Source organism: Paenisporosarcina sp. P4_D4 (assembly GCF_056401835.1).
Genome location: NZ_JBFUIO010000235.1, coordinates 1 through 2,075, shown reverse-complemented (window position 1 = coordinate 2,075; position 2,075 = coordinate 1). Strand labels below are relative to the sequence as shown.

Annotated in this window: 3 protein-coding genes; all 3 read left to right on the top strand. The window is 41.6% G+C overall.

The annotated features are described in order from the left end of the window. The coding region (locus tag AC1DSL_RS17540) for a PLP-dependent transferase (protein WP_477533212.1) at positions 1-308 on the top strand (308 nt) is incomplete at its 5' end. Further along, a complete protein-coding gene (gene metC, locus AC1DSL_RS17535) occupies positions 308-1,501 on the top strand; it encodes a cystathionine beta-lyase (protein ID WP_477533211.1) in 1,194 nt (397 codons plus the stop codon). The genes AC1DSL_RS17540 and metC, both read left to right, overlap by 1 nt. Continuing rightward, positions 1,498-2,075, top strand: a 578-nt coding sequence (locus AC1DSL_RS17530; RefSeq protein ID WP_477533210.1) for a homocysteine S-methyltransferase family protein, incomplete at its 3' end; no start/stop codon positions are given. The genes metC and AC1DSL_RS17530, both read left to right, overlap by 4 nt.

The following is a 2,075-nucleotide window of genomic DNA, read 5'->3' as shown; positions in this document are numbered from 1 at the left end:
CTGTAACCGACGTTTTTTATCCAGGACGAGRTGGAATGATCTCTTTTCGCCTAAAAGAAGAGTCATGGATTAATCCTTTTTTACAAGGTTTATCCCTTATAACATTTGCCGAAAGCCTAGGAGGAACAGAAAGCTTCATCACCTATCCCGCCACTCAAACACATGCTGATATCCCTGAAGAGATTAGAATTCAAGCAGGTGTTTGCAATCGTTTATTGCGTTTATCCGTTGGAATTGAAGATGCAGAAGATTTGCTTTCAGACCTTGAGCAAGCTTTTGTCCAAATAAGAGAGGAGATGATTATGTAATGGAGAACAGAGAACATTCCTTTGAAACAAGGCTTTTACACAATCGTCATAAGATTGATCCGAATACTGGCGCAGTCAGTGTAGCGATCCAACATGCGTCAACTTTTCATCAATTTGATATCGATCATTTTGGAAAATATGATTACAGTCGCAGCTCTAATCCGACAAGGAATGCGCTAGAAGAGCTTATTGCGGAACTAGAAGGTGGAACAAATGGATTCGCTTTTTCTTCCGGGATAGCAGCGATTTCAACGGCATTTCTGCTTCTCTCTTCAGGAGATCATGTCGTGATTTCAGAGGATGTTTATGGTGGTACCTATCGATTAATCACCGAAGTCCTGTCCCGATACGGAATTGACTATAGCTTTGTCGATATGACGGATCTGATCCAAGTAAAACAAGCCATTAAGCCAAATACAAAAGTGTTTTATGTTGAAACACCTTCCAACCCTTTACTGAAGGTGACCGACATCAAAGCGGTTAGCAAGTTAGCAAAAGAAAATAATGCCTTAACATTCGTGGATAACACTTTTCTCACTCCAGCCTTGCAAAAACCACTTGAACTTGGGGCTGATGTTGTGCTACATAGTGCAACCAAATTTCTATCAGGGCATAGCGATGTCGTCGCTGGATTGGCAGTTGTCAAGGATGAGAAATTAGCGAAAAGGCTGGGTTTTTTACAAAATTCGTTTGGGGCTATTCTGGGTGTTCAGGACGCATGGCTCGTACTAAGAGGGCTCAAGACGCTTTATGTCCGTCTCGAACAATCACAAAAATCTGCAATATTACTCGCCGAATTTTTACAAGGACACCCGCTTATCGATAAGGTTTATTATCCGGCTCTAGAAAGTCATCCGCAACATCAGCTTCAAAAAAACCAGGCAGATGGTCCAGGTGCGGTTTTATCATTTGAACTTGCCAATGAGGATGCGCTTCGTTCATTTGTTTCGAATGTGAAATTCCCTGTATTTGCAGTAAGCCTTGGGTCTGTAGAGACGATTTTATCGTATCCGAGTAAAATGTCCCATGCGGCGATGCCAAAAGCGGAAAGAGAAAAACGTGGCATCAAAAATAGTCTTCTTCGCTTATCGGTCGGCCTTGAAAATCCGAATGATCTTATTAATGATTTTTCACAAGCCTTTCAGCATGTTCAAGGTAGACAGTTTATCTATCATGGAGGAGAGAGCCAATGAGTTTTTTGGGGAAATTAAAAAACCAAATATTAATAGGTGATGGCGCCATGGGAACTCTCCTATACTCGTATGGGACAGATTGCTGCTTTGAGGAACTGAACCTATCCCAGCCGGAACAAATTCAAAACATCCATAAAGCGTATCTAGGTGCAGGTGCGGATGTGATTCAGACGAACACGTATGCAGCAAATTATTTAAAGCTGCAAAGGTATGGACTGGAAGATTCGGTAAAAGAAATCAATAGTGCCGCTGTCCACAATGCCAAAATAGCAGCTAAGAACGACGCTTATGTTTTTGGGACGATTGGTGGTAATCGGGGAGTAAAGCCCAATTCTATTTCATTAGAGGATATAAAACGAAGCTTTCGGGAACAGTTATATTGTCTTTTATTAGAAGGGGTTGATGGGATTCTCCTCGAAACTTTCTATGACCTTCAAGAGCTTGAAGCCGTTCTTACAATCACTCGTAAGGAAACAAATCTGCCAATCATTTCACAACTAGCACTTCAAGAGCCAGGGATTTTGCAAGATCAAACACCTGTCAATGAAGCATTTTTGCAGCTCGAAAATCTTGG